Below are 22484 nucleotides of genomic sequence, written 5' to 3' on the forward strand. Positions count from 1 at the left end.
AGAAGAAAAAAGGGGCTACATTATGACGGCGTGAACAATCGCCGGCAATCCGCAGCGGTCGTATGACTGACATCCGTCAATCGGGATAGTTACAATCCCCCGGGTCAAATCCCTCGACCGGAGCCACGACTGCCCGTGTCCGTATTGCGCATTCCCTCGCTGCCGACCGCTGCCGGCAAGCAATCCTGGGGCAACCTCCCCGGAGCCGCCCTGAGCCTGGCCATCGCCGAAGCCGCCGGTCCGGCGAAGCGTTTCACCCTGTTGCTGACCGCCGACAGCCAGAGCGCCGAGCGCCTGGAGCAGGAACTGCGCTTCTTCGCGCCGGACCTGCCGGTACTGCAGCTGCCGGACTGGGAAACCCTGCCCTACGACGTGTTCTCGCCGCACCAGGACATCATTTCCCAGCGCGTCGCCACCCTTTACCAGTTGCCCGAGCTGCGCCGCGGCGTGCTGGTGGTGCCGATCACCACCGCCCTGCACCGCCTGGCGCCGGCCAAGTTCCTGCTCGGCAGCAGCCTGGTGCTGGATGTCGGCCAGAAGCTCGACGTCGAGCAGATGCGCAGCCGCTTCGAGGCCGCCGGCTATCGCTGCGTCGACACCGTCTACGAACACGGCGAGTTCGCCGTGCGCGGCGCGCTGATCGACCTGTTCCCGATGGGCAGCGAATTGCCCTACCGAATCGACCTTTTCGACGATGAAATCGAGACGCTTCGTACATTCGATCCGGAAACCCAGCGCTCCATCGACAAGGTGGAGAGCATCCGCCTGCTGCCGGCCCGCGAGTTCCCGCTGCGCAAGGACGCAGTCACCGGCTTCCGCGGCCGCTTCCGCGAGCGTTTCGACGTCGACTACCGCCGCTGCCCGATCTACCAGGACCTGGCGAGCGGCCTGACACCCTCCGGCATCGAGTACTACATCCCGCTGTTCTTCGAAGAGGGCGAGACTTCGACGCTGTTCGACTACCTGCCGCAGGACACCCAGGTGTTCTCCCTGCCAGGCATCGAGAACGCCGCCGAGCAGTTCTGGACCGACGTGCGCAGCCGCTACGAAGACCGCCGCTACGATCCGGAACGCCCACTATTGCCGCCAGGTGAAGTATTCCTGCCGGTGGAAGACTGCTTCGCCCGCCTGAAGAACTGGCCGCGCGTAGTGGTCAGCCCCGAGCCGATCGAGACCGGCGTCGGCCGCGAGCGCTTCCCCGCCGAAGCCCTGCCGGAGCTGGCTATCGAGGCCAAGGCCAGCGAGCCGCTGGCACGTCTGCGCCAGTTCATCGAGCAGTTCGACGGGCGCATCCTGTTCACCGCCGAATCCGCCGGTCGCCGCGAGGTACTGCTGGAACTGCTGGCACGGCTGAAGCTGCGCCCGGTGGAAGTCGAGGGCTGGCCGGGCTTCCTGGCGCACAAGGACCGCCTGGCGATCACCATCGCGCCGATGGACGAAGGCCTGCTGCTGGATGCCGACAAGGGCCAGCCAGGCATCGCCCTGGTCGCCGAGAGCCCGCTGTTCGGCCAGCGCGTCATGCAGCGCCGACGCCGCGAGAAGACCCGCGACGGTGGCGAGAACGTCATCAAGAACCTCACCGAGCTGCGCGAAGGCGCGCCGGTAGTGCACATCGACCACGGTGTCGGCCGCTACATGGGCCTGATCACCCTGGAAATCGACGGCCAGAACGCCGAGTTCCTCGCCCTGCAATACGCCGACGAGGCCAAGCTCTACGTGCCGGTGGCCAACCTGCACCTGATCGCCCGCTACACCGGCAGCGACGACGCCCTGGCGCCGCTGCACAAGCTGGGCTCGGAAACCTGGCAAAAAGCCAAGCGCAAGGCCGCCGAACAGGTCCGCGACGTCGCCGCCGAGCTGCTCGACATCTATGCCCGCCGCGCCGCCCGCAAGGGCTACGCGTTCAAGGACCCGCAGGTCGACTACGCGACCTTCTCCGCCGGCTTCCCCTTCGAGGAAACCCCGGACCAGCAGTCCGCCATCGAGGCGGTGGTGGCCGATATGCTTGCCGACAAGCCGATGGACCGCCTGGTGTGCGGCGACGTGGGCTTCGGCAAGACCGAAGTGGCCATGCGCGCGGCCTTCGTCGCGGTGCACAGCGGCAAGCAGGTCGCCGTACTGGTGCCCACCACCCTGCTCGCCCAGCAGCACTACAACAGCTTCCGCGACCGCTTCGCCGACTGGCCGGTGACGGTCGAGGTGATGAGCCGCTTCAAGTCCGCCAAGGAAGTCGAGGGCGCCGTGGCGCAGCTGGCCGAAGGCAAGGTCGACATCGTCATCGGCACCCACAAGCTGCTGCAGGACGACGTCAAGTTCAAGAACCTCGGCCTGGTCATCATCGACGAGGAACACCGTTTCGGCGTGCGCCAGAAGGAACAGCTCAAATCTCTGCGCAGCGAAGTGGACATCCTCACCCTCACCGCCACGCCGATCCCGCGCACGCTGAACATGGCGGTGGCCGGCATGCGCGACCTGTCGATCATCGCCACGCCGCCGGCGCGCCGGCTGTCCGTGCGCACCTTCGTCATGGAAGAGCAGAAGTCGGTGATCAAGGAAGCCCTGCTGCGCGAACTGCTGCGCGGCGGCCAGGTGTACTTCCTGCACAACGAAGTGAAGACCATCGAGAAGTGCGCCCGCGACCTGGCGGAGCTGGTTCCCGAGGCGCGCATCGGCATCGGCCACGGGCAGATGAACGAGCGCGACCTGGAACGGGTGATGAGCGACTTCTACCACAAGCGCTTCAACGTGCTGGTGGCCTCGACCATCATCGAGACCGGCATCGACGTGCCGAGCGCCAACACCATCCTCATCGAGCGCGCCGACAAGTTCGGCCTGGCCCAGCTGCACCAGCTGCGCGGACGCGTCGGCCGCAGCCACCACCAGGCCTATGCCTACCTGCTCACCCCGCCGCGCAAGCAGATGACCCCGGACGCCGAGAAGCGCCTGGAAGCCATCGCCAACGCCCAGGACCTCGGTGCCGGTTTCGTGCTGGCCACCCATGACCTTGAAATCCGCGGCGCCGGCGAGTTGCTCGGCGACGGCCAGAGCGGGCAGATCCAGGCAGTCGGCTTCACCCTCTACATGGAAATGCTCGAACGCGCAGTGAAGGCCATCCGCAAGGGCGAGCAGCCGAACCTGGAGCAGCCGCTGGGCGGCGGCCCGGACATCAACCTGCGCGTGCCGGCGCTGATCCCCGAGGATTACCTGCCGGACGTCCATGCCCGCCTGATCCTCTACAAGCGCATCGCCAACGCCGCCGACGAGGACGGCCTGCGCGAACTGCAGGTGGAAATGATCGATCGCTTCGGCCTGCTGCCGGAGCCGGCGAAGAACCTGATCCGTCTGACGCTTCTCAAACTGCAGGCGGAAAAACTCGGCATCGTGAAGGTAGATGCCGGTCCACAGGGCGGACGGGTAGAATTCGCCGCAGACACCTGCGTCGACCCGCTGGTGCTGATCAAGATGATCCAGAGCCAGCCCAACCGGTACAAATTCGAAGGGGCCACCCTCTTCAAGTTCCAGGTGCCCATGGAGCGCCCGGAAGAACGCTTCAACACGCTGGAGGCGCTGCTTGAGCGCCTCACGCCACAGACTCACTAAGGACCCTGTGCATGCGCCTGTTCCAACCCCTGCTGTTGTCCCTGGCACTGCTGTCGCCAGCGGCCTTCGCCGAGCCTTACCAGGTGGAGCTGATCCTGTTCCAGCAGTCCGGCGACGCCGTGTTTGCCAGCCGCCCCGCGCCCGACGACTGGGCCAAGGGCGCGCAGCCGCCGGGGCCGGACAGCTCACGCCCCACCGCAATGGACGCCCAGGTCGCCAAGCTGAAACAGAACGAAGGCTTCCAGGTGCTGATGCACAAGGCCTGGCGCCAGGAGATCGATGCCAACCCGGTAAAGATTTCCCTGACCGAAGGCGCCCAGCGTGACGGCCACTTCCCGGTGGAAGGCACCGTCACTCTCAGCCAGCAGCGCTTCGTGAACACCCAGACCGACTTCTGGATCAACCAGTTCGGCCAGGACGGCCTGCTCGCCAACAGCCAGCACATGGTCCAGGAAGCCAGCCTGAAGAACAGCGTGCTGACCTACCTCGATCACCCGAGCCTGGGCATGCTGATCAAGGTCAGCCCGCTCAACGCCAAGCCCGCCTCCGCCCCGCCGCCAGGGATGGAAGACGAGGCGCCGACCGGCCCGGACGCACCGCAACAGCAACAGCAGGCACCGGCTGCCCCGGCAGACGGCGGCTTCGACGCCCCGCCGCCGGCACAGCCCGCACAATAACCAAGCCCTGACAAAGGCCGCGCCATGGGACCGTTTGCCGAGCRGTTGCAGCGCATTCCCTGGCGCCGATTGTTTCCCGCGGTCACCCTGGTGCGCGGGGAAGCCTACGCCCGAGAAGGCCGGGCGCGTATCCTGCGCCTCGCCGAGCGGTCGCTGGAGGGCCTGTGCGAGGGCTCGAACCAGCGCCGCTATCGGCAGAAAATCACCCTCTCGCGAAGCGGCGACACGCTCGATTGCAGCTGCGATTGCCCAGTCGGCTTCGACTGCAAGCATTGCGCCGCGCTGTTGTTGCGCTTTCTCGAGGAGCAGGACTTCTCGCCTGCACCTGAAAAACCTGTCGCGCCGTCAGCAGCGAGGCCCGCGGCAACGCCGGCCACCCAGTTATCGGCAACCTTGCAGGGCTGGCTGAGGAAGCTTCCAGCCACACTGAAGGCTGCTCCCGAGCCCCGCGCGCCTCATACCGAGCCACTTTGTTACCGACTGACCAAGACCGGCCGAGTATTCATTCACGCCCGGGCACGCGGGGAGGACGGCACAGGTATCACCTATGCCCGGCTGACCTCGATCGCCGCAGCCCTGGCGCGCGGCGTCACCGAGCCGGACCAGCGCATCCTGCTGCGCGCCCTGGCTTGTAGCGGGGTGGAAGCCCAGGAGAATGAAGTTCTCCTGGATGGTCGCGAGGGCGCCGAGCTGATGGCGCTGATCCTCGACAGCGGCCAGCTGTTCTTCGATCTGGAGCACCCCAATGGCCGCCTGCAAGCAGGCAGCGAATTGCCGATCGAGCTGAAATGGCAACAGCGCGAAGACGACAGCTACGTCTGCGCCTGGCAGATCGCGGCCGACCCGACGCCGCAGCTGCTGGGGAACCTCTGCCCGCCCTGGTACATCGACCGCCATAACTCGCTCGCCGGCCCTACACGCCACAACCTCCCCGACGCCCTGCCGGCCTCCCTGCTCAGCGCCCCACCCGTCTCAGCCGCGGAAGCGGCACTGTTCGGCCTGCAACTCAGGCAGCTGGCACCCGAGGCGCCGCTTCCCCTGCAAACGGCCGAGCGCCGCCGTGACGACCTGCAGCCGGTGGCACACCTGCTGTTGAATGCCGAGCGCGACTACTTCGGGCGGCCCGACCGGTATCAGGCCTGCCTGCGCTTTGCCTATGGCGAACACTTCGCGCACGGCCCGGCACGCAGTGACCAACCCATCCGCGTCGTGGAAGATGGCGCCTTCGTCGTCATCGAGCGGCAAGCCAAAGCCGAGCAGAGCCTGCGCAGAAGGCTGCAGCGCCTGAACCTGAAGAAACTCGCCAAAGGCGACCTGCCGTCCAGGCTGGACGCTGACTACGAAGGCTTCCGCCCGCTCGATGAAGGCTCCTGGGCCGCCATCGTCCCTGCCCTGCTGCAGGAGCTGCGCACCGAAGGCTGGGTGGTGCAGATTGCCGATGACTTTCCTTTCGATTTCAGCGAGATCGAGGAGTGGTACGCCGATGTCCAGGAGGAACCGGGTCATGCCTGGTTCGACCTGGAACTGGGCATCGTCGTCGACGGCCAGCCGATCAGCCTGCTGCAGCCGCTGCTCAAGCTTCTTCAGCAACCCCCGGCAGCCCTGCGCGAGGGCTCCGGCCAGAGCGCCGTAGCGCTACGCCTGAATGCCTTGCGCCAAACCGATGGCAAGCCGATCAGCGTCAGCCTGCCAGTGGCGCGCGTACAAGCCATGCTTCGGTTACTGGAGAGCCTGCTGCTGGCCAGCTCGCAGCATGACGACAGCCGCCTGCGGATACCCCGGGTCGATGCCAGCCTGCTGACCCTGCTGGATGAACAACCGCTGCGTTGGCAAGGCAGCGACAACCTGCTGCGCCTGGCCCGCCGTTTGCGCGACCACCGCCAACAACCGTGCCCCGTTCCGGAGGGCCTGCAGGCGCACCTGCGCCCTTACCAGGAGCAAGGCCTGGCCTGGATGCAGGCCCTGCGCGAACTGGAGCTTGGCGGCATCCTCGGTGACGACATGGGCCTGGGCAAGACCTTGCAGGTACTGGCCCACCTGCTCACGGAAAAACACGCCGGGCGCCTGGATCGCCCGGCCCTGGTGCTGATGCCCACCAGCCTGGTCTCCAACTGGCAGGACGAGGCCGCGCGCTTCGCCCCGCAACTGCGCGTGCTGACCCTGCATGGCGGCGACCGCCCCAGGGACCTGGATACGCTCGGGCAACACGACCTGCTCCTGAGCACTTACGCACTGCTGCCCCGCGACATCGAGATGCTGGCCCAACAGCCCTTGCACCTGGTGGTGTTCGACGAAGCGCAATACCTCAAGAATGCCCGCAGCAAGTCCGCCAGGGCCGCCACTCGCCTCGACGCCCGGCAGCGCCTGTGCCTGACCGGTACCCCGCTGGAAAACCACCTGGGTGAGCTGTGGTCGTTGTTCAACCTCGTACTGCCCGGCTGGCTGGGCGATGAACGCAGCTTTGCCCGTCTCTATCGCAACCCCATCGAGCGGGCTGGAGACGAACGCCGCCTGGCCCACCTGAATGCCCGGATCAAGCCTTTCCTGCTGCGCCGGCGCAAGGACCAGGTCGCCAGCGAGCTGCCGCCGAAAAGCGAAATCACCCAGTGGGTGGAGCTCAGCGATACCCAGCGCGACCTCTACGAAACAGTTCGCCTGGCAATGAACCGCAAGGTCCGCGAGGAAATCAGCCGCAAGGGCCTGGCCAGTGCCCACATCGTCGTGCTCGAAGCGCTGCTCAAGTTGCGCCAGGTCTGCTGCGACCCACGCCTTCTGCACGAAGGTGTGCCAGCAACCGATTCAGGCAAGCTCACCACCGTGCTGGAGATGCTCGAAGAACTGCTCTCCGAAGGCCGGCGCGTTCTGCTCTTCTCGCAATTCACTTCCATGCTGGATCTGATCCGGACGGAGCTGGAGGCGCGCAACATTGCCTACGCCCTGCTCACCGGCGACACCCACAATCGCCGCCAGCCGGTGGACGACTTCCAGAAAGGTCGCGTGCCGCTGTTTCTGATCAGCCTGAAGGCCGGCGGCACCGGCCTGAACCTCACCGCCGCCGATACCGTGATCCACTACGACCCGTGGTGGAACCCGGCGGTGGAGCAGCAGGCCACCGACCGCGCCTACCGCATTGGCCAGGACAAGCCGGTGTTCGTCTACAAACTGATTGCCCGCGGCACCCTGGAAGAAAAGATCCAGCAACTGCAGGCACGCAAGGCTGCCCTGGCTGCCGGCGTGCTGGAAGAAGGCAAGAACACCGGACTGCAATTGCAGGAGGGCGACATCGACGCGCTCTTCGCGCCGCTGCCGAGTCCGTAAGGACAGAATAAAGGGCTACTGATCCTGCCGGAGCGGACCGCTCCGGCAAGCTGTCAGCTCACCAGTACACGCCCCAGCACTTCGCGCACCTTGCCGATGCCTTCGTGCAGCGCCTGCTCGATCTCGGCCATGGTGATGATGCCGCTGGACTTGCCGGCCGCCGGGTTCACCACCAGCGACAGGCAGGCGTAAGGCAGGTCCAGCTCACGAGCCAGCGCCGCCTCGGGCATGCCGGTCATGCCGATGATGTCGCAACCGTCGCGCTCCAGCTTGGCGACTTCCGCCACGGTTTCCAGGCGCGGGCCCTGGGTCGCGGCGTACACGCCATGGCTGCTGTAGGCATAGCCCAGCGCCTGCAACGCGGCGACCAGCTTCTGCCGCAACGGCTCGTCATAGGGATGGCTGAAATCGATGTGGGTGACATGCTCGATATCACCGGCGAAATAGGTGTGCTCACGACCCCAGGTGTAATCGATGATCTGGTGCGGCACGCAGAGATGGCCACTGCCCATGGCGGCGTGGATGCCACCCACGGCGTTCACCGCCAGGATGGCTTCGGCACCAGCCTGCTTCAGCGCCCAGAGGTTGGCGCGGTAGTTCACCTGGTGCGGCGGGAAGCGATGGGGATGGCCGTGGCGGGCGAGGAACAGCACCTCGCGGCCGGCGAACTCGCCCCGCTGGATGGCCGCCGAGGGCGCGCCATAGGGTGTGTCGAGTTCGATGGCATCCTTCAGGGTCAACCCTTCCAGCTGGGTCAGGCCGGTGCCGCCGATGATGGCGTAGACAGTCATGGCAAATCCTTAATCAATCAGTTGTGCGGCACGCAATTCGCCGACGGCCTGTTGCCAGCGCGGCAGCTGCTTGTACTCGGTACCCGGCCAGGCCTTGGCGCGCATGCGTTGCAGGCGCTGTGGCGCAGTGACCTTCAGGCGCTGCAGGGCGCTCAGGGCCAGCTCGGCGGAAGCACGGTCGTTGCACACCAGGCCCATGTCGCAACCGGCATTCAGCGCCGCTTCGATACGGTTGGCGGCATCGCCGACCACGTGGGCGCCGGCCATGGACAGGTCGTCGCTGAAGATCACCCCATCGAAGCCCAGTTCGCCGCGCAGGATGTCCTGCAGCCAGCGGCGGGAGAAGCCTGCCGGATTCGGATCGACCTGAGGGTAGATCACGTGGGCCGGCATCAGCGCGTCCAGCTCGCCGGACAGGCGCTGGAACGGCACCAGGTCTACGGCACGAATCTGCTCCAGCGTGCGCTCGTCCTCGGGAATGCCTACGTGGGAATCGACTTCCGCCCAGCCATGGCCGGGGAAGTGCTTGCCAGTGGACGCCATGCCGGCGGCGCGCATACCGCGAACGAAGGCGCCAGCCAGCGCAACGGCGCGCTCCGGATTGCCTTCGAAGGCGCGGCTGCCGACCACGGCGCTGCGCTGGTGATCCAGATCCAGTACCGGGGCGAAGCTCAGGTCGAGCCCCACCGCCAGCACCTCAGTCGCCATCAGCCAGCCGCACTGCTCAGCCAGGCGCTCGGCGTTGGCGTTATCGGCGATGGCACGCATGGCAGGCAGTCGCAGGAAGCCCTGGCGCAGGCGCTGCACGCGACCGCCTTCCTGGTCAACCGCCAGCAGCAGGTCGGGGCGTACTGCGCGGATGGACTCCATCAGCTCGCGCACCTGGCGCGGCGATTCGATGTTGCGGGCGAAGATGATCAGGCCACCGACTTCCGGGTGGCGCAGGATCTGGCGGTCCTCGGCGGTGAGCCAGGTGCCGCCGATATCGAGCATCAGGGAGCCTTGCATGTGCATTCCTTAATCCAGTTGCACCGCCTGCCACTCGGGACAGGCGGCTTCTTCAATACAGACCCGGCAATGGAGCGGCACCCGCGGGAAGAGTTCCAGCAGGTGGTCATTGCGCAGGCGGATACAGCCGTGGGACAGCGCCACTCCCATGGGCTCGCAGTCCGGCGTGCCGTGCAGGTAGATGTAGCGGCGGAAGGTGTCGACCACGCCCATCCGGTTGCGGCCGGGTTCGCAGCCGCTGAGCCAGAGGATGCGCGAGAGAATCCAGTCGCGACCGGGAAACGCCTCGTGCAGCTCGGCCGTCCAGGTCTCGCCGGTCCAGCGTCGACCCTTCAGCACCGCACCTTTGGGCAGCCCCTCGCCGATCCGCGCACGGACCTGGTGCAAGCCACGCGGCGTGCAGCCCGAGCCATTGCGCTCCCCCGCACCGTTGGCGGCGCTGGATACCGGAATACGCACGACCAGTCGCCCTGCGGCAAAGCCGTAGAGCGTCTGGTCAGCAAGGGAAATATGCAGGAGGTCGAGGTCAGCCATGGCCGGCTACTGTAGCCGATCACGCCGACGCAGCCCAGCGCGAAGCCGGGCGCGGATCAGGCCTTGGCGGGCGCCTGTGCGGCACTCGGCTTGGTACGCGGCTTGAGCTGCGCGCCGGCCAGCGAAGGATCGCTGACACCGCTGTCGGCACGCATGCCGGCGGCGAGGAACGGCACCATCAGGCGCATCACCTGCTCGATGGAAGTGTTCACGCCGAAATCGTTCTCAGCCATGGCCCGCAGGGCCTTGATGCCGGACATGCTGAACACCGCGGTACCCAGCATGAAGTGCACGCGCCAGAACAACTCCAGCGGCGGCAGGCGCGGCGCGGACTCGTTGACCAGCAGCATGTAGCGGCGGAACACCTTGCCGTAGACCTCTTCGAGGTACTTGCGCAGGTGACCCTGGCTCTGGCTGAAGGCCAGGCCGAGCAGGCGCATGAAGATCGACAGGTCATTGCCGCTGCGCGGCTTCACCGCCATGGCCTGGACGACCAGCAGTTCAAGCAGCTCTTCGAGGGAAGCGCGCGGCGCGTCCGGCTTGGCCTGGCGGCGGTCCAGTTCCTTCTCGAGACTGGCGCAGAACGGGCCGAGGAAGCGCGAGAAGACTGCCTGAATCAGCGCCTTCTTCGAGCCGAAGTGATAGTTCACCGCCGCGAGGTTCACCCCCGCCTTGCTGGTGATCAGACGCAGCGAGGTTTCGGCGAAGCCTTTCTCCGCGAACAGCTGTTCCGCAGCATCCAGGATGCGTTCGACGGTTTCCGACTGGGCCATGGCTACTCCGCCTGACAAACACTTGTTTGAAACATACGTTTCAGCGTCTTCTATTGTCAAGCAAAGTGCGATGGATTGTTACCAATATCATGGCAATGCGACGAGACACCCTACTTATTAGCAAAACGCCAATAGCAAGACGCCTGCCAGCTGCCAAAGGTTACATGCAGCGGCGGCGCCTCGACAGACGCGCACAACAAAAGCATTGCCAGCCCGCCATCACTGTATATAATTCCAGGCACTGTATAAAAAGCCAGAGTATGGACATGCTGAAGCTCACGCCGCGCCAAGCCGAGATCCTCGCCTTCATCAAACGCTGCCTGGAAGCCAACGGCTACCCGCCCACCCGCGCGGAAATCGCCCAGGAACTCGGCTTCAAGTCGCCCAACGCCGCCGAGGAGCACCTGAAAGCCCTCGCCCGCAAAGGCGCCATCGAGATGACCCCGGGCGCTTCCCGCGGCATCCGAATCCCCGGCTTCGAGCCCAAGGCCGCCGCCAACGACGACGAGCTGCCGATCATCGGCCGCGTCGCCGCCGGTGCGCCTATCCTCGCCGAGCAGAACGTCGACGACACCTGCCGGATCAACCCCACCTTCTTCAACCCGCCGGCCGACTATCTGCTGCGTGTACGCGGCCAGAGCATGAAGGACGTCGGCATCATGGATGGCGACCTGCTCGCCGTGCACGTCACCCGCGAGGCGCGCAACGGCCAGATCGTCGTCGCCCGCCTGGGCGAAGAGGTCACGGTGAAGCGCTTCAAGCGCGAAGGCAGCAAGGTCTGGCTGCTCGCCGAGAACCCGGAGTTCGCCCCTATCGAGGTCGATCTCAAGGAACAGGAACTGGTCATCGAAGGCTTGAGCGTCGGCGTCATCCGTCGCTGAACAGGAGATCCCCATGCAGTACCCGCAGCCGCAGAACCTGCCGCAACTCCCGCTGTTCCAGGAAGCACTCTGGGCAAGCGGTACTGCTCCCCTGCTCCCGGAGCTGATGGAAGAAGAGCCCGTCGCCGACGAGAGCGCCTTCAGCGAGATATCCCTGCGCGGCCTCCCCGGCCAGTGCCTGACCCTGCTGGCGCCGATGCTCCGCGAGCTGAGCGAGGAAAGCGACTCGCGCTGGCTGACCCTGATCGCCCCGCCGTCGAGCCTGACCCCGGACTTCCTGCGCAAGGCCGGGCTGAACCGCGAACGCATCCTGCTGCTGCCGGCCCGCGATCAGGCCGCCGCCCAGGCCCTGGCCTGCGAAGCACTGCGCCTGGGCAACAGCCACACCGTGGTGAGCTGGCTGAATCTCAGCACGAAGGCGCGCACGCAACTGTCCCGCGCCGCCGTTGCCGGCCAGGCGCAGAGCCTGAATATTCGTCTGGGGTGATCGGATCGAGAAGCTTCGCCGCGAACGCGGCGAAGCGGAAGAACTCAGTGCAGGACGCGTGGGCCTTCTTCATCCACGCTCATGTCGCCGCCTTCGGCAAGACGACCAGCCATCTGCACACCGACATTGAACATCGCCTTGGCGATCTCGATGTGCTGGCCCTGCAGGAAGCCCTTGGCATCGGCGGAGAACTCCAGGGTCACCAGCGCCTCCTCTTCGTCCGCACGACGCAGCACGATACGCCCGTCAGGCAGCTCGACAATTTCCAGAAATGAGGTTGGCATAGCGACGTTCTCCACAGCAGAACGCGTAGTGTAACAGCCACATTCGCCGCGCCCTAGCCAAAGCTTGCGCGGACCGACCGGAAGGCCGGCACGCTGTGAAGCAGGAATCAGAGCTCGGTCAGCGATGCGCGGAAGCGCAGCACCAGCTCCTTGAGGGATTTGCGCCAGGCTTCCAGCTCGTCATTACTCAACTCAACTGGTGCCTCGTCGTCGACATTCACCGCCTGGATCAGCGGCTGGGTCGGATCGACCTTGGCCTTCTTCGGCTCGCTCGGCGGCTGGAACAGTGCGGCGTAAGCGCCCAACAGGCGACCCAGCCAGGCTTCCGACGATTGCGCCAGTTCGACCATTTCCGCCAGCTCCGGGCTTGGCGCTGCGGCCAGCACCTCGGCATTGAGCAGCAGCTCGACGCGCGGCGCACCGGCCTGGGGCAGGCGGTAGTAGCCGGCGATCTCATGGGCCACGCCAAGCACCGCTCCGTAGAGGTGGAACAGCGCCGCTTCACGCTCGGCCTGGATGCGCGCCTGGGCGTTCATTGCGCGCGCCGTTTCGGCGTTGCGCCAGGCTTCCAGGGCAAGGCCGGCGAAGAACAGCTTCTGGTTGGTGCGGGTATAGAGTTCGTTCGCCATGACCGGGCCCTCTGCAGTCGACTTCGGCAGTATAAGCACGCCCCGCCTCAGCGGGGCGCGCCTTCCATCAGCGCTTGTCTTCGACCTTCCACTTGCCGCCGTCGAAGAACGCACGCCAGCCGGTGGGCTTGCCGTCGACTTCGGACTGCACGTACTGCTCCTTGGTCTTGCGGCTGAAGCGGATCACCGCCGGGCGACCATCCGGGTCTTTCGCCGGAGCGGACAGCAGGAAGTGGTACTTCGGATCCAGCTCTTCCTTGTGCGGGATCAGCTCGGCCACCAGCGGAGCGCGGGTCTCGCGGTTCTTCGGGAACTGGCTGGCGGCCAGGAACAGGCCGGAAGCGCCGTCACGCAGTACGTAGACGTCATCGACCTTCTCGCACTTGAGTTCCGGCATGCGGATGGCGTCCATCTTCGGCGGCGCCGGCTCGCCGCTCTTAAGCAGCTTGCGGGTGTTCTTGCAGGTCGGGTTGGTGCAACCGAAGAACTTGCCGAAACGGCCGGTCTTGAGCTGCATCTCGCTGCCGCACTTGTCGCATTCCAGGCTCGGGCCTTCGTAGCCCTTGATGCGGTACTGGCCTTCCTCGATCTCGTAGCCGGCGCAATCGGGGTTGTTGCCGCAGATGTGCAACTTGCGCTTCTCGTCGACCAGGTAGGCATCCATCGCGGTGCTGCAGATCGGGCAGCGGTGCTTGCCACGCAGTACGCGGGATTCGGATTCGCCTTCGTCATCCGCAGCGATCTCGTCGCCAGGAATCAGGTTCACGGTCGCCTTGCAGCGCTCTTTCGGCGGCAGGCTGTAGCCCGAGCAGCCGAGGAACACGCCGGTGGAGGCGGTACGGATCATCATCGGCCGGCCGCACTCGCGGCAGGGGATGTCGGTCAGGGTCGGCTGGTTGGCGCGCATGCCGTCGTTGGAGGCTTCGGCCAGGTCGAGCTTCTTGCGGAAGTCGCCGTAGAACTCGTCCAGCACGTTCTTCCAGTCGCGCTCGCCCTGGGCCACGTCATCGAGGTTCTCTTCCATGCCGGCGGTGAAGCCGTAGTCCATCAGGTTGGAGAAGCTCTCGTTGAGGCGGTCGGTGACGATGTCGCCCATCTTTTCCGCGTAGAAGCGGCGGTTGTGGGTGGTGACGTAGCCACGCTCCTGGATGGTGGAGATGATCGCCGCATAGGTGGACGGGCGGCCGATACCGCGCTTTTCCAGTTCCTTGACCAGGCTGGCTTCGGAGAAGCGTGCCGGCGGCTTGGTGAAGTGCTGGCTCGGGTCGAGCTTGAGCAGCTTCATCGCATCGCCCTGGTTCATCAGCGGCAGGACATCATCCTCGCCCGGCTTGCTCTGCTGCGGCAGCACCTTGGTGTAGCCGTCGAACTTGAGGATGCGGCCCTTGGCGCGCAGCTCGAAGTCACCGGCAGCGGCGCTGACAGTGGTCGACAGGTATTCGGCCGGCGGCATCTGGCAGGCGACGAACTGGCGCCAGATCAGGTCGTACAGGCGCTCGGCGTCGCGCTCCATGCCCGACAGCTGGGTCGGACGCAGGTTGACGTCGGAAGGACGAATCGCTTCGTGCGCTTCCTGGGCGCCTTCCTTGCTCGAATAGAAATTCGGCTTGGCGGGCAGGTATTTCTTGCCGAACTCGCTGTCGATGAAGCCGCGCACCATGTCGATGGCGTCGGCCGACAGGTTGGTCGAGTCGGTACGCATATAGGTGATGTAGCCGGCTTCGTAGAGACGCTGGGCCATCATCATGGTCTTCTTCACCCCGAAGCCCAGGCGGTTGCTCGCGGCCTGCTGCAGGGTGGAAGTGATGAACGGCGCCGAGGGCTTGCTGGAAGTCGGCTTGTCTTCGCGCTTGGCGATGCTGTAGCTGGCGGACTTGAGCTTCTCCAGGGCAGCGGTGGCCTGGGCTTCGTTCAGCGGCTTGAAGGCTTCGCCCTTCTCGCGCACCACTTCGAAGCGGACCTTGTCGTTCTTCGGCGTGCCGAGGTCGGCGTGCACTTCCCAGTATTCTTCCGGGACGAAGGCGCGGATCTCGCGCTCACGCTCGACCACCAGCTTCACCGCCACCGACTGTACACGGCCGGCGGACAGGCCACGGGCGATCTTCGCCCACAGCAGCGGCGAGACCATGTAGCCCACCACGCGGTCGAGGAAGCGGCGTGCCTGCTGGGCATTCACGCGGTTGATATCCAGCTCGCCGGGCTGGGAGAAGGCCTCCTGGATGGCCTTCTTGGTGATTTCGTTGAAGACCACACGCTTGTAGCGCGAGTCGTCGCCGCCGATGGCCTCGCGCAGGTGCCAGGCAATGGCCTCCCCTTCGCGGTCCAAGTCGGTTGCGAGATAGATGGTGTCGGCATCCTTGGCCAGGCGACGCAGTTCCTCGATCACCTTTTCCTTGCCGGGCAGGATCTCGTACCGGGCCTTCCAGCCGTGCTCCGGGTCGACACCCATGCGGGTGACGAGCTGGCGCTTGGCCTTCTCCTTCGGCGACAGGGCCGGCGCCTCGGCAGCAGTCTTGCGCGTTTTTGCCGCAGGCTCCTTCGACGCGGACGAGCCGCTGGTGGGCAGGTCGCGGATGTGGCCGATGCTCGACTTCACCACGTACTGGTTGCCCAGGTACTTGTTGATGGTCTTGGCCTTGGCCGGTGATTCCACGATGACCAGCGATTTACCCATGGATCGGAATATTCCTGCGTCGAAAAGATGAATTTACAAGGAGGGAGGAGCTAGGAGCGGCACCGCTATATATAGTGGCGGTCGCGCCAAGGTCAAGCTTGGGTTTCGCCAGACGGGCCTGTCAGAAGACCCAGCGGATCGTCTTCGGCGCTGACCAGAGCGAAGCGCGGAACCTTCTCGCCATTCACTTCCACCGCTTCGGTGAACATGCTCAGTGGGCGTACCCAGAGGCCGAACTCGCCGTAAAGCGCCTGGTAGATCACCAGCTCTTCCTCGGTCTCGGAATGCCGGGCGACGCCGAGCACGCGGTACTGCTGTCCCTTGTAATGTCGATACAGTCCGGGCTGCAAATGCATGTCGGTTCTCCCTCGGCCGGCCAAAAGGCGGCGATTGTGCTCATTGCGCTGCCGCGGGGCAATCCCCGTCCGACAAAAACGAAAGCCGGGGCACAAGGCCCCGGCTCTCCCATCGTCGAAAGCTTAGACGCGTTCGAAGACGGTGGTGATGCCCTGACCGAGACCCACGCACATGGTGGATACGCCCAGGGTGCCACTGTTCTGCTTCATCACGTTCAGCAGGGTGCCGGAGATACGCGCACCGGAGCAGCCGAACGGGTGACCCAGGGCGATGGCGCCGCCGTGCAGGTTGACCTTCTCTTCCATCTTGTCGAGGATCTTGAGGTCCTTCAGCACCGGCAGGGCCTGTGCGGCGAAGGCTTCGTTGAGCTCGAAGAAGTCGATGTCGTTGATGGTCAGGCCGGCACGCTTGAGCGCCTTGTTGGTCGACGGTACCGGGCCGTAGCCCATGATCGCCGGGTCAACACCTGCCACGGCCATGGCGCGAACCACGGCCATCGGCTGCACGCCCAGGTCCTGAGCACGCTGGGCGCTCATGACGATCATGCAGGAAGCGCCGTCGGTGATCTGCGAGGAAGTACCCGCAGTCACGGTGCCGCCCTTGGGGTTGAACGCCGGTTTCAGGGCGGCCAGGCTTTCCAGGGTGGTTTCCGGACGGATGGTCTCGTCGAAGTCGAAGACCTTCAGGAAGCCGTTCTCGTCGTAACCTTCCATCGGGATGATTTCGTCTTTGAACTTGCCTTCCTGGGTCGCTTTCCAGGCCAGCTGGTGCGAACGCACGCCGAACTTGTCCTGCGCCTCGCGGGTGATGCCGTGCATCTTGCCCAGCATTTCGGCGGTCAGGCCCATCATGCCCGACGCCTTGGCAGCGTACAGGGACATGTGCGGGTTCGGATCGACGCCGTGCATCATGCCGACGTGGCCCATGTGCTCCACACCGCCGATGACGAAGACGTCACCGTTGCCGGTCTGGATCGCCTGCACGGCAGTGTGCAGGGCGCTCATGGACGAGCCGCACAGGCGGCTGACGGTCTGGCCGGCGCTGGTGTGCGGGATCTGGGTCATCAGCGACGCCATGCGCGCGATGTTCCAGCCCTGCTCCAGGGTCTGGTTGACGCAGCCCCAGATCACGTCCTCGACTTCCGCCGGGTCGATCTTCGGGTTGCGCTCCAGCAGCTTGCTGATCAGGTGCGCGGACATGTTCTCCGCGCGGGTGTTGCGGTGCATGCCACCCTTCGAACGGCCCATCGGGGTGCGGCCGAAGTCGACAATGACGGCGTCTCTCGGATTCAGGCTCATAAATTCACTCTCGCTCTATTCGTTGCGCACTCAACCGAAGAACTTCTGGCCGTTCTTGGCCATTTCACGCAGCTTCGCGGTCGGGTGGTACAGCGCACCCAGGTCGGCGTACTGGTCGGCCAGTGCGACGAATTCGGCCACACCGATGGAGTCGATGTAACGCAGGGCACCGCCACGGAAGGGAGGGAAGCCGATGCCGTAGATCAGGCCCATGTCGGCCTCGGCAGCGGTTTCGACGATGCCATCTTCCAGGCAACGCACGGTTTCCAGGCACAGCGGGATCATCATGTAGTTGATGATGTCCTCGTCGGTCAGCTCGCGCTGCTCGGTGACGATGGACTTCAGCAGCTCATAAGCCTGCGGGTCGGTGACTTTCTTCGGCTTGCCGCGCTTGTCGGTCTCGTAGGCGTAGAAGCCCTTGCCGTTCTTCTGGCCCAGGCGATCGGCGTCGTACATCACGTCGACGGCAGTCTTGCCTTCCACGGCCATGCGGTCCGGGAAGCCTTCAGCCATCACGTCGCGGCCGTGGTGGCCGGTGTCGATGCCGACCACGTCGGACAGGTAGGCCGGGCCCATGGGCCAGCCGAACTTCTCCATGACCTTGTCGATGCGCACGAAGTCCACACCGAAGCCCAGCAGCTTGGAGAAGCCGCCGAAGTACGGGAACAGCACGCGGTTGACCAGGAAGCCGGGGCAGTCATTCACCACGATGGGGTTCTTGCCCATCTTCTTGGCGTAGGCCACGGTGGTGGCGACGGCAACGTCGCTGGACTTCTCGCCACGGATGACTTCGACCAAGGGCATCATGTGCACCGGGTTGAAGAAGTGCATGCCGACGAAGTTTTCCGGACGCTTGAGTGCCTTGGCCAGCAGGTTGATAGAGATGGTGGAGGTGTTCGACGCGAGAACCGCATCTTCCTTCACGACGCCTTCAACTTCGGCCAGAACGATCTGCTTGACCTTCGGATTTTCGACCACGGCTTCGACGACGATGTCGACGGCGCCGAAATCACCGTAGGACATGGTCGGGCGAATGGCGTTCAGGGCCTCGGCCATCTTGGCCGGGGTCATGCGGCCTTTTTCGACGCGCTTGCCCAGCAGCTTCGAGGCCTCGTTCAGACCCATCTGGATACCCTCTTCGCGGATATCCTTCATCAGGATCGGAGTGCCCTTGGAAGCGGACTGGTAGGCGATGCCGCCACCCATGATGCCGGCGCCCAGTACGGCGGCCAGTTTCACGTCCTTGGCGATCTCGTCGTACTGCTTGGCCTTCTTCTTCAGGTCCTGGTCGTTGAGGAACAGGCCGATCAGGCTCTGCGCAACCGAGGTCTTGGCCAGTTTCACGAAGCCCTGGGCTTCGATCTCCAGCGCCTTGTCACGACCGAAGTTGGCGGCTTTCTGGATCGACTTGATCGCTTCGACCGGAGCCGGGTAGTTCGGGCCGGCCTGGCCAGCGACGAAGCCCTTGGCGGTCTCGAAGGCCATCATCTGCTCGATGGCGTTCAGCTTGAGCTTTTCCAGCTTCGGCTGACGGCGGGCCTTGTGGTCCAGCTCGCCGGCGATGGCGCGCTTGACCAGGTCCAGGGCGGCGGCTTGCAGCTGCTCCGGAGCCACGACGGCGTCGACGGCGCCGACTTTCAGCGCGTCTTCAGCACGGTTTTCCTTGCCCGAGGCGATCCACTCGACCGCGTTGTCGCAGCCGATGATGCGCGGCAGGCGGACGGTACCGCCGAAGCCCGGGTAGATGCCCAGCTTCACTTCCGGCAGGCCGACCTTGGCGGTGGCGCTCATGACACGGAAGTCGGCAGCCAGGCACATTTCCAGACCGCCGCCCAGGGCGATGCCGTTGATCGCGGCTACGGTCGGAACGTTCAGGTCTTCGAAGTCACTGAAGATCTTGTTGGCTTCGAGGTTGCCGGCCAGCAGCTCTTCGTCGGACAGCTTGAAGTTGTCGACGAACTCGGTGATGTCGGCGCCGACGATGAACACGCCCTTGCCGCTGGTCACGATCACGCCCTTGACGGACGCATCGGCCTTGATGGTATCGACTGCTTGGCGCAGTTCATTCAGGGTGAGTCGGTTGAACTTGTTGACGGACTCGCCCTTGAGGTCGAAATTCAGTTCGACGATGCCGCTCTCAAGAGCCTTAACCGTGATGGCTTTACCTTGGTAAATCATCAACTGATCTCCACGCTAGGGAAGCTTGAAATCACACGTCGGACACCGTGTATCGGGACCGTTCGGCAGCGCCGAGGATAGTCCCAAAGCTTGCGGCACACCCGCCGACGCGATAGCCGGGGCGTTCTGATCGAATCATCGCACATGGCAAACGCTCGATTCATACGCCCGTTTGATTTGGGTGCGCCCACCTTCTAGCAAAAGCCAATGCTTGTCAATCGGCGAGACGTAACAGTCGCAAAGCGGCCGGGGCGTCTGGCCCGGAGCATTCAGCGCAGCCCTGACGAGCTATTCACCACGCCTATCGTGACAATTGTTACCTGGCACAGACGTCCCGACAGCCACTGTTCAAACCCCATGGCCCGCGCTAGAGTCGGGCGCAATGGCGATCTGCCCTCTGCCAACCTGAGCAGACGCCTGGAACCTGTGGAAAACAAAACAACAAGAAGCCCATGGCTCCAAGGAGTTGGAACGATGCCCAGCCGTCCGCTCGTGCGCCTGCTGTCCGCACTCGCGCTCACCGCCCTGCCCCTCTTCGCTGCTGCCGACACCGCCAGCGACCTGCTCAATGTTCATCAGACACGCCTGGCCGCGCAGCGCAGCCTGGGCGACTTCTTCATGTTCAACGCCATGGAGGGCGACCAGAAGTACGCCAAGATGGTCGAGGCCTCGTCGCAGAGTGCCACCGACGCCCTGGCCAAGCTCGGGGAAATGCCCGGCAACGAATCGAAGAAGCTCAATAGCGAGCTGCAGGAGCAATGGAAGGCCTATGCGGCCCAACTGCACACGCTCACCGGCGCGCTGGACAAGAGCGGCTACACCGACCTGCAACCAGTGGCCGACCTTGCTGCACAGAATCGCAAGCTGCTGGACACCGCCGAGCAGCTCTACGCAAAGATCCAGGATGAAAGCGGCAGCAAGGTCCCGCCGCTGACCCAGCAGACCCGCGACCAGAGCCTGCTGATGCAGGACATCGCGGTGGACTACGCCTCGCGCAATGCCTCGGTGGGCGCCAGCTTCTTCGGCGGCGGCGAGGAGCGCCCACTGGACGACCTGGCCAACCGCTTCGCGATAAACCTGGTGAAGCTGCAGCAGGCGCCGCAGACCACCCCGGAAATCGGTCAGGAGCTACGCGGCGTGGCGATCAAGTGGCGCTACATCGAGAAATCGCTGCAGAACTACAACCAGAACAGCGTGCCGTTCCTGATCAACAAGTACTCCGACCGCATCATCGAAGACCTGGAGAAGGTTTCCGATCTCTACGCCGCGCAGCAGAGCTGAACACTTCAGGCATGCTGTTTAAGGAAAGTAGCGACCCGCTCCAGGTCGCTGCTGTCGCCCCGCTCGCCCCAGTACAGCGCGAGGAACTGCGGGGTCGCCTCGACCATGTAGACGTCCTTCGGCAGGCTGGCCAGCGCCTGGGCCAACTCGGCCGGGGCGCTCGCTTCGCGCCAGCGGTCCAGCCACACGCCCGGCTCGCTCTGCCAGTAGCACCAGGCATCGCGGTTCTTCCCGCGGGCGCGGTGGTACTGCGCGCATTGGCGCGGCGGCTGCCGTTCCAGCCAGTGCGGCCACTCCTGCCGGGCCATCTGCATGGCCAGGCCCAGGCGCCGCGCCTGCAGGCGCAGGTCCATCTGCCCGCGCTGGCCGCGCGAGGGGATCAGCCAGGTCAACGGGCTGAGCACCAATGCGATGAGAAGAATTACCATCCACGTGGTCATATCGGTTATACCGGTCAAACAGGTCAAGCACGGCCATTGGGGCCATACTGATTGATAACGAGTCCCCCGGAGGAGACGCTCATGCCCTACCAACACATTCTGGTCGCCGTCGACCTTACCGAAGAATGCGACCCGGTGATGAAGCGCGCGGTCGCCCTGGCCAAGGCCAATGACGCGCGGCTCTCGGCGGTGCATGTGGTCGAGCCCATGGCCATGGCCTTCGGCGGCGACGTGCCGATGGACCTGTCGATGCTGCAACAGCAGCAGTTCGACCAGGCCAAGGAACGCCTGCACCAGTTCACCCTCACCTATGCGGAGATCACCAGTTCCCAGTGCCACCTGGTGTACGGCCAGCCGCGCCAGGAAATCCACCGCCTCGCCGACGAACAGAACTGCGACCTGATCGTGGTCGGCAGCCATGGCCGCCATGGCCTCGCCCTGCTGCTGGGCTCCACCGCCAACGACGTGCTGCACGGCGCCCCCTGCGACGTTCTCGCCGTACGCCTGCAGAAGACCAGCTGAGCCAGCACCGATGAATCAGCGGGCCCGAAAGGGCCCGCTGCGTTTCAGGCCCCGAGCATGTCCCCGCTCATCAGCAGCGGCCGTACCTTCTGCAACTGCGCCTCCAGCGAATAGCTCATGCTCGACGCCATGGAGAAGAAGCTGAGGAAAGCCTTCAGGTTCGAGTCGCCGTCGCAGGTCTCATGGATGCGCTGCCAGAACGCCTGGTTCACCAACTGCAACTGCTGGAACTGCTTCACCAGCCCCTTCAGCTCCCAGTCCGCATGCCGTCCTTCACGGAAGTTGAAGTACTGGCGCATCAGGTACAGCGACACCGCGCGCAGGATGAACTCCTGGTTGCTGGCGAACGGCAGGTGCTGCTGCGCCATCGGCTTGAGCTTGCCCAGCAGCGGGCAGGCGCTGGTGGCCATGATCACCCCGAGCAATGCGCGCAGGCCCTCTTCCAGGCCGGCGTGCTTGATGTACTCGCGCTCCGGCGTGCGCACCTGCACCGCGACCTTTTTGAAGGCCGGCAGGCCGCGGAAGTCCTCGATCACCCGGTGCAGGTCCACCGCCGCCGGGCAGTGGCGGTGCTTGCTGCGATCCAGCGGGCAGTTGCTGCACTGGTTGTAGTCCAGGCGCGTCCAGCGCGGCGCCTGGTCGGCGGTGTCCGGGTCGTAGTGACGTTCCAGTTCGATGCGGTAGCTGAACTCGTGCTCATCATCCAGGGTGATGCGGTACTCGATTGCCATTCGGCCATCCCTAACAGTCTT

At 64.8% G+C, this 22484-nt stretch carries 19 protein-coding genes; 7 read left to right on the forward strand and 12 right to left on the reverse strand.

Features of this window, described 5'->3' with window-relative positions; genetic code table 11:
• The first annotated feature begins 135 nt into the window (after window positions 1-135).
• Genes mfd through QO207_RS17095 form a run of 3 tightly spaced genes read left to right on the forward strand, consistent with a single transcriptional unit; the run spans window position 136 to window position 7595 of the window.
• Window positions 136-3600, forward strand: a complete 3465-nt coding sequence (gene mfd / locus QO207_RS17085; protein ID WP_301533526.1) for a transcription-repair coupling factor — start codon at window positions 136-138, stop codon at window positions 3598-3600.
• 11 nt (window positions 3601-3611) lie between these two features.
• Window positions 3612-4277, forward strand: coding sequence for a CsiV family protein (locus tag QO207_RS17090; protein ID WP_301533527.1), 666 nt, complete (start codon window positions 3612-3614; stop codon window positions 4275-4277).
• Between the two features lie 24 nt (window positions 4278-4301).
• Complete coding sequence (locus QO207_RS17095) at window positions 4302-7595, forward strand: DEAD/DEAH box helicase (RefSeq protein ID WP_301533528.1); 3294 nt, start codon at window positions 4302-4304, stop codon at window positions 7593-7595.
• Between the two features lie 53 nt (window positions 7596-7648).
• Here the strand turns inward: QO207_RS17095 and QO207_RS17100 are convergent, their stop codons facing one another.
• The 4 genes from QO207_RS17100 to QO207_RS17115 are packed head-to-tail and all read right to left on the reverse strand — an operon-like array spanning window position 7649 to window position 10701.
• On the reverse strand, window positions 7649-8386 hold the full coding sequence (locus QO207_RS17100) for an S-methyl-5'-thioinosine phosphorylase (protein ID WP_301533529.1): 738 nt from the start codon (window positions 8384-8386) through the stop codon (window positions 7649-7651).
• A 9-nt stretch (window positions 8387-8395) separates the two neighbouring features.
• On the reverse strand, window positions 8396-9394 hold the full coding sequence (gene nagZ, locus QO207_RS17105) for a beta-N-acetylhexosaminidase (RefSeq protein ID WP_301533530.1): 999 nt from the start codon (window positions 9392-9394) through the stop codon (window positions 8396-8398).
• Window positions 9395-9403: 9 nt separating this feature from the next.
• A complete protein-coding gene (locus tag QO207_RS17110; RefSeq protein ID WP_301533531.1) occupies window positions 9404-9928 on the reverse strand; it encodes a L,D-transpeptidase in 525 nt (174 codons plus the stop codon).
• 56 nt (window positions 9929-9984) lie between these two features.
• On the reverse strand, window positions 9985-10701 hold the full coding sequence (locus QO207_RS17115) for a TetR/AcrR family transcriptional regulator (protein ID WP_301533532.1): 717 nt from the start codon (window positions 10699-10701) through the stop codon (window positions 9985-9987).
• Window positions 10702-10967: 266 nt separating this feature from the next.
• Between QO207_RS17115 and lexA the strand changes: the two genes are divergently transcribed.
• Window positions 10968-11582: a transcriptional repressor LexA gene (lexA, locus tag QO207_RS17120; RefSeq protein ID WP_026079098.1), complete on the forward strand. Its 615-nt coding sequence runs from the start codon at window positions 10968-10970 to the stop codon at window positions 11580-11582.
• 13 nt (window positions 11583-11595) lie between these two features.
• Window positions 11596-12069, forward strand: coding sequence for an SOS-induced cell division inhibitor SulA (gene sulA, locus QO207_RS17125; RefSeq protein WP_301533533.1), 474 nt, complete (start codon window positions 11596-11598; stop codon window positions 12067-12069).
• A gap of 44 nt (window positions 12070-12113) precedes the next feature.
• Here the strand turns inward: sulA and QO207_RS17130 are convergent, their stop codons facing one another.
• From QO207_RS17130 to fadB, 6 genes are all read right to left on the reverse strand, one after another.
• Window positions 12114-12353, reverse strand: a complete 240-nt coding sequence (locus tag QO207_RS17130; RefSeq protein WP_301533534.1) for a hypothetical protein — start codon at window positions 12351-12353, stop codon at window positions 12114-12116.
• A gap of 107 nt (window positions 12354-12460) precedes the next feature.
• Entirely contained in the window at window positions 12461-12982 is a 522-nt protein-coding gene (locus tag QO207_RS17135) for a DUF6586 family protein (protein ID WP_301533535.1), read from the reverse strand.
• Between the two features lie 67 nt (window positions 12983-13049).
• Window positions 13050-15656, reverse strand: coding sequence for a type I DNA topoisomerase (topA, locus tag QO207_RS17140; protein ID WP_301533536.1), 2607 nt, complete (start codon window positions 15654-15656; stop codon window positions 13050-13052).
• Window positions 15657-15748: 92 nt separating this feature from the next.
• The gene (locus tag QO207_RS17145) at window positions 15749-16012 is read right to left on the reverse strand and encodes a DUF1653 domain-containing protein (protein WP_301533537.1); all 264 of its coding nucleotides are present in this window, start codon (window positions 16010-16012) and stop codon (window positions 15749-15751) included.
• Window positions 16013-16135: 123 nt separating this feature from the next.
• Window positions 16136-17311: an acetyl-CoA C-acyltransferase FadA gene (gene fadA / locus QO207_RS17150; RefSeq protein WP_081519444.1), complete on the reverse strand. Its 1176-nt coding sequence runs from the start codon at window positions 17309-17311 to the stop codon at window positions 16136-16138.
• Between the two features lie 30 nt (window positions 17312-17341).
• The gene (gene fadB / locus QO207_RS17155; protein ID WP_301533538.1) at window positions 17342-19489 is read right to left on the reverse strand and encodes a fatty acid oxidation complex subunit alpha FadB; all 2148 of its coding nucleotides are present in this window, start codon (window positions 19487-19489) and stop codon (window positions 17342-17344) included.
• 474 nt (window positions 19490-19963) lie between these two features.
• Between fadB and QO207_RS17160 the strand changes: the two genes are divergently transcribed.
• A complete protein-coding gene (locus tag QO207_RS17160; RefSeq protein WP_301533539.1) occupies window positions 19964-20770 on the forward strand; it encodes a hypothetical protein in 807 nt (268 codons plus the stop codon).
• Between the two features lie 5 nt (window positions 20771-20775).
• Here the strand turns inward: QO207_RS17160 and QO207_RS17165 are convergent, their stop codons facing one another.
• The gene (locus QO207_RS17165; RefSeq protein WP_301533540.1) at window positions 20776-21210 is read right to left on the reverse strand and encodes a hypothetical protein; all 435 of its coding nucleotides are present in this window, start codon (window positions 21208-21210) and stop codon (window positions 20776-20778) included.
• Window positions 21211-21291: 81 nt separating this feature from the next.
• Here QO207_RS17165 and QO207_RS17170 point away from each other — a divergent pair, with 81 nt between their 5' ends.
• A complete protein-coding gene (locus tag QO207_RS17170) occupies window positions 21292-21732 on the forward strand; it encodes a universal stress protein (protein ID WP_301533541.1) in 441 nt (146 codons plus the stop codon).
• Between the two features lie 44 nt (window positions 21733-21776).
• Here QO207_RS17170 and QO207_RS17175 read toward each other — a convergent pair whose 3' ends face one another.
• Window positions 21777-22463, reverse strand: coding sequence for a hypothetical protein (locus tag QO207_RS17175; protein WP_301533542.1), 687 nt, complete (start codon window positions 22461-22463; stop codon window positions 21777-21779).
• Window positions 22464-22484: the final 21 nt, after the last annotated feature.

Source organism: Pseudomonas sp. CAN1 (assembly GCF_030462585.1).
In the GTDB taxonomy this organism is placed as follows: Bacteria; Pseudomonadota; Gammaproteobacteria; order Pseudomonadales; family Pseudomonadaceae; genus Pseudomonas.

What these genes read in the sequence shown, in the direction of transcription:
- QO207_RS17090 (WP_301533527.1), top strand. Translation starts at nt 3,612, where the DNA reads ATGCGCCTGTTCCAACCCCTGCTGTTGTCCCTGGCACTGCTGTCGCCA.
- QO207_RS17165 (WP_301533540.1), bottom strand. Translation starts at nt 21,210, where the DNA reads ATGACCACGTGGATGGTAATTCTTCTCATCGCATTGGTGCTCAGCCCG.
- fadA (WP_081519444.1), bottom strand. Translation starts at nt 17,311, where the DNA reads ATGAGCCTGAATCCGAGAGACGCCGTCATTGTCGACTTCGGCCGCACC.
- fadB (WP_301533538.1), bottom strand. Translation starts at nt 19,489, where the DNA reads ATGATTTACCAAGGTAAAGCCATCACGGTTAAGGCTCTTGAGAGCGGC.
- QO207_RS17160 (WP_301533539.1), top strand. Translation starts at nt 19,964, where the DNA reads ATGCCCAGCCGTCCGCTCGTGCGCCTGCTGTCCGCACTCGCGCTCACC.
- QO207_RS17115 (WP_301533532.1), bottom strand. Translation starts at nt 10,701, where the DNA reads ATGGCCCAGTCGGAAACCGTCGAACGCATCCTGGATGCTGCGGAACAG.
- QO207_RS17175 (WP_301533542.1), bottom strand. Translation starts at nt 22,463, where the DNA reads ATGGCAATCGAGTACCGCATCACCCTGGATGATGAGCACGAGTTCAGC.
- QO207_RS17145 (WP_301533537.1), bottom strand. Translation starts at nt 16,012, where the DNA reads ATGCATTTGCAGCCCGGACTGTATCGACATTACAAGGGACAGCAGTAC.
- topA (WP_301533536.1), bottom strand. Translation starts at nt 15,656, where the DNA reads ATGGGTAAATCGCTGGTCATCGTGGAATCACCGGCCAAGGCCAAGACC.
- QO207_RS17170 (WP_301533541.1), top strand. Translation starts at nt 21,292, where the DNA reads ATGCCCTACCAACACATTCTGGTCGCCGTCGACCTTACCGAAGAATGC.
- lexA (WP_026079098.1), top strand. Translation starts at nt 10,968, where the DNA reads ATGCTGAAGCTCACGCCGCGCCAAGCCGAGATCCTCGCCTTCATCAAA.
- nagZ (WP_301533530.1), bottom strand. Translation starts at nt 9,394, where the DNA reads ATGCAAGGCTCCCTGATGCTCGATATCGGCGGCACCTGGCTCACCGCC.
- QO207_RS17135 (WP_301533535.1), bottom strand. Translation starts at nt 12,982, where the DNA reads ATGGCGAACGAACTCTATACCCGCACCAACCAGAAGCTGTTCTTCGCC.
- QO207_RS17100 (WP_301533529.1), bottom strand. Translation starts at nt 8,386, where the DNA reads ATGACTGTCTACGCCATCATCGGCGGCACCGGCCTGACCCAGCTGGAA.
- QO207_RS17110 (WP_301533531.1), bottom strand. Translation starts at nt 9,928, where the DNA reads ATGGCTGACCTCGACCTCCTGCATATTTCCCTTGCTGACCAGACGCTC.
- sulA (WP_301533533.1), top strand. Translation starts at nt 11,596, where the DNA reads ATGCAGTACCCGCAGCCGCAGAACCTGCCGCAACTCCCGCTGTTCCAG.
- QO207_RS17130 (WP_301533534.1), bottom strand. Translation starts at nt 12,353, where the DNA reads ATGCCAACCTCATTTCTGGAAATTGTCGAGCTGCCTGACGGGCGTATC.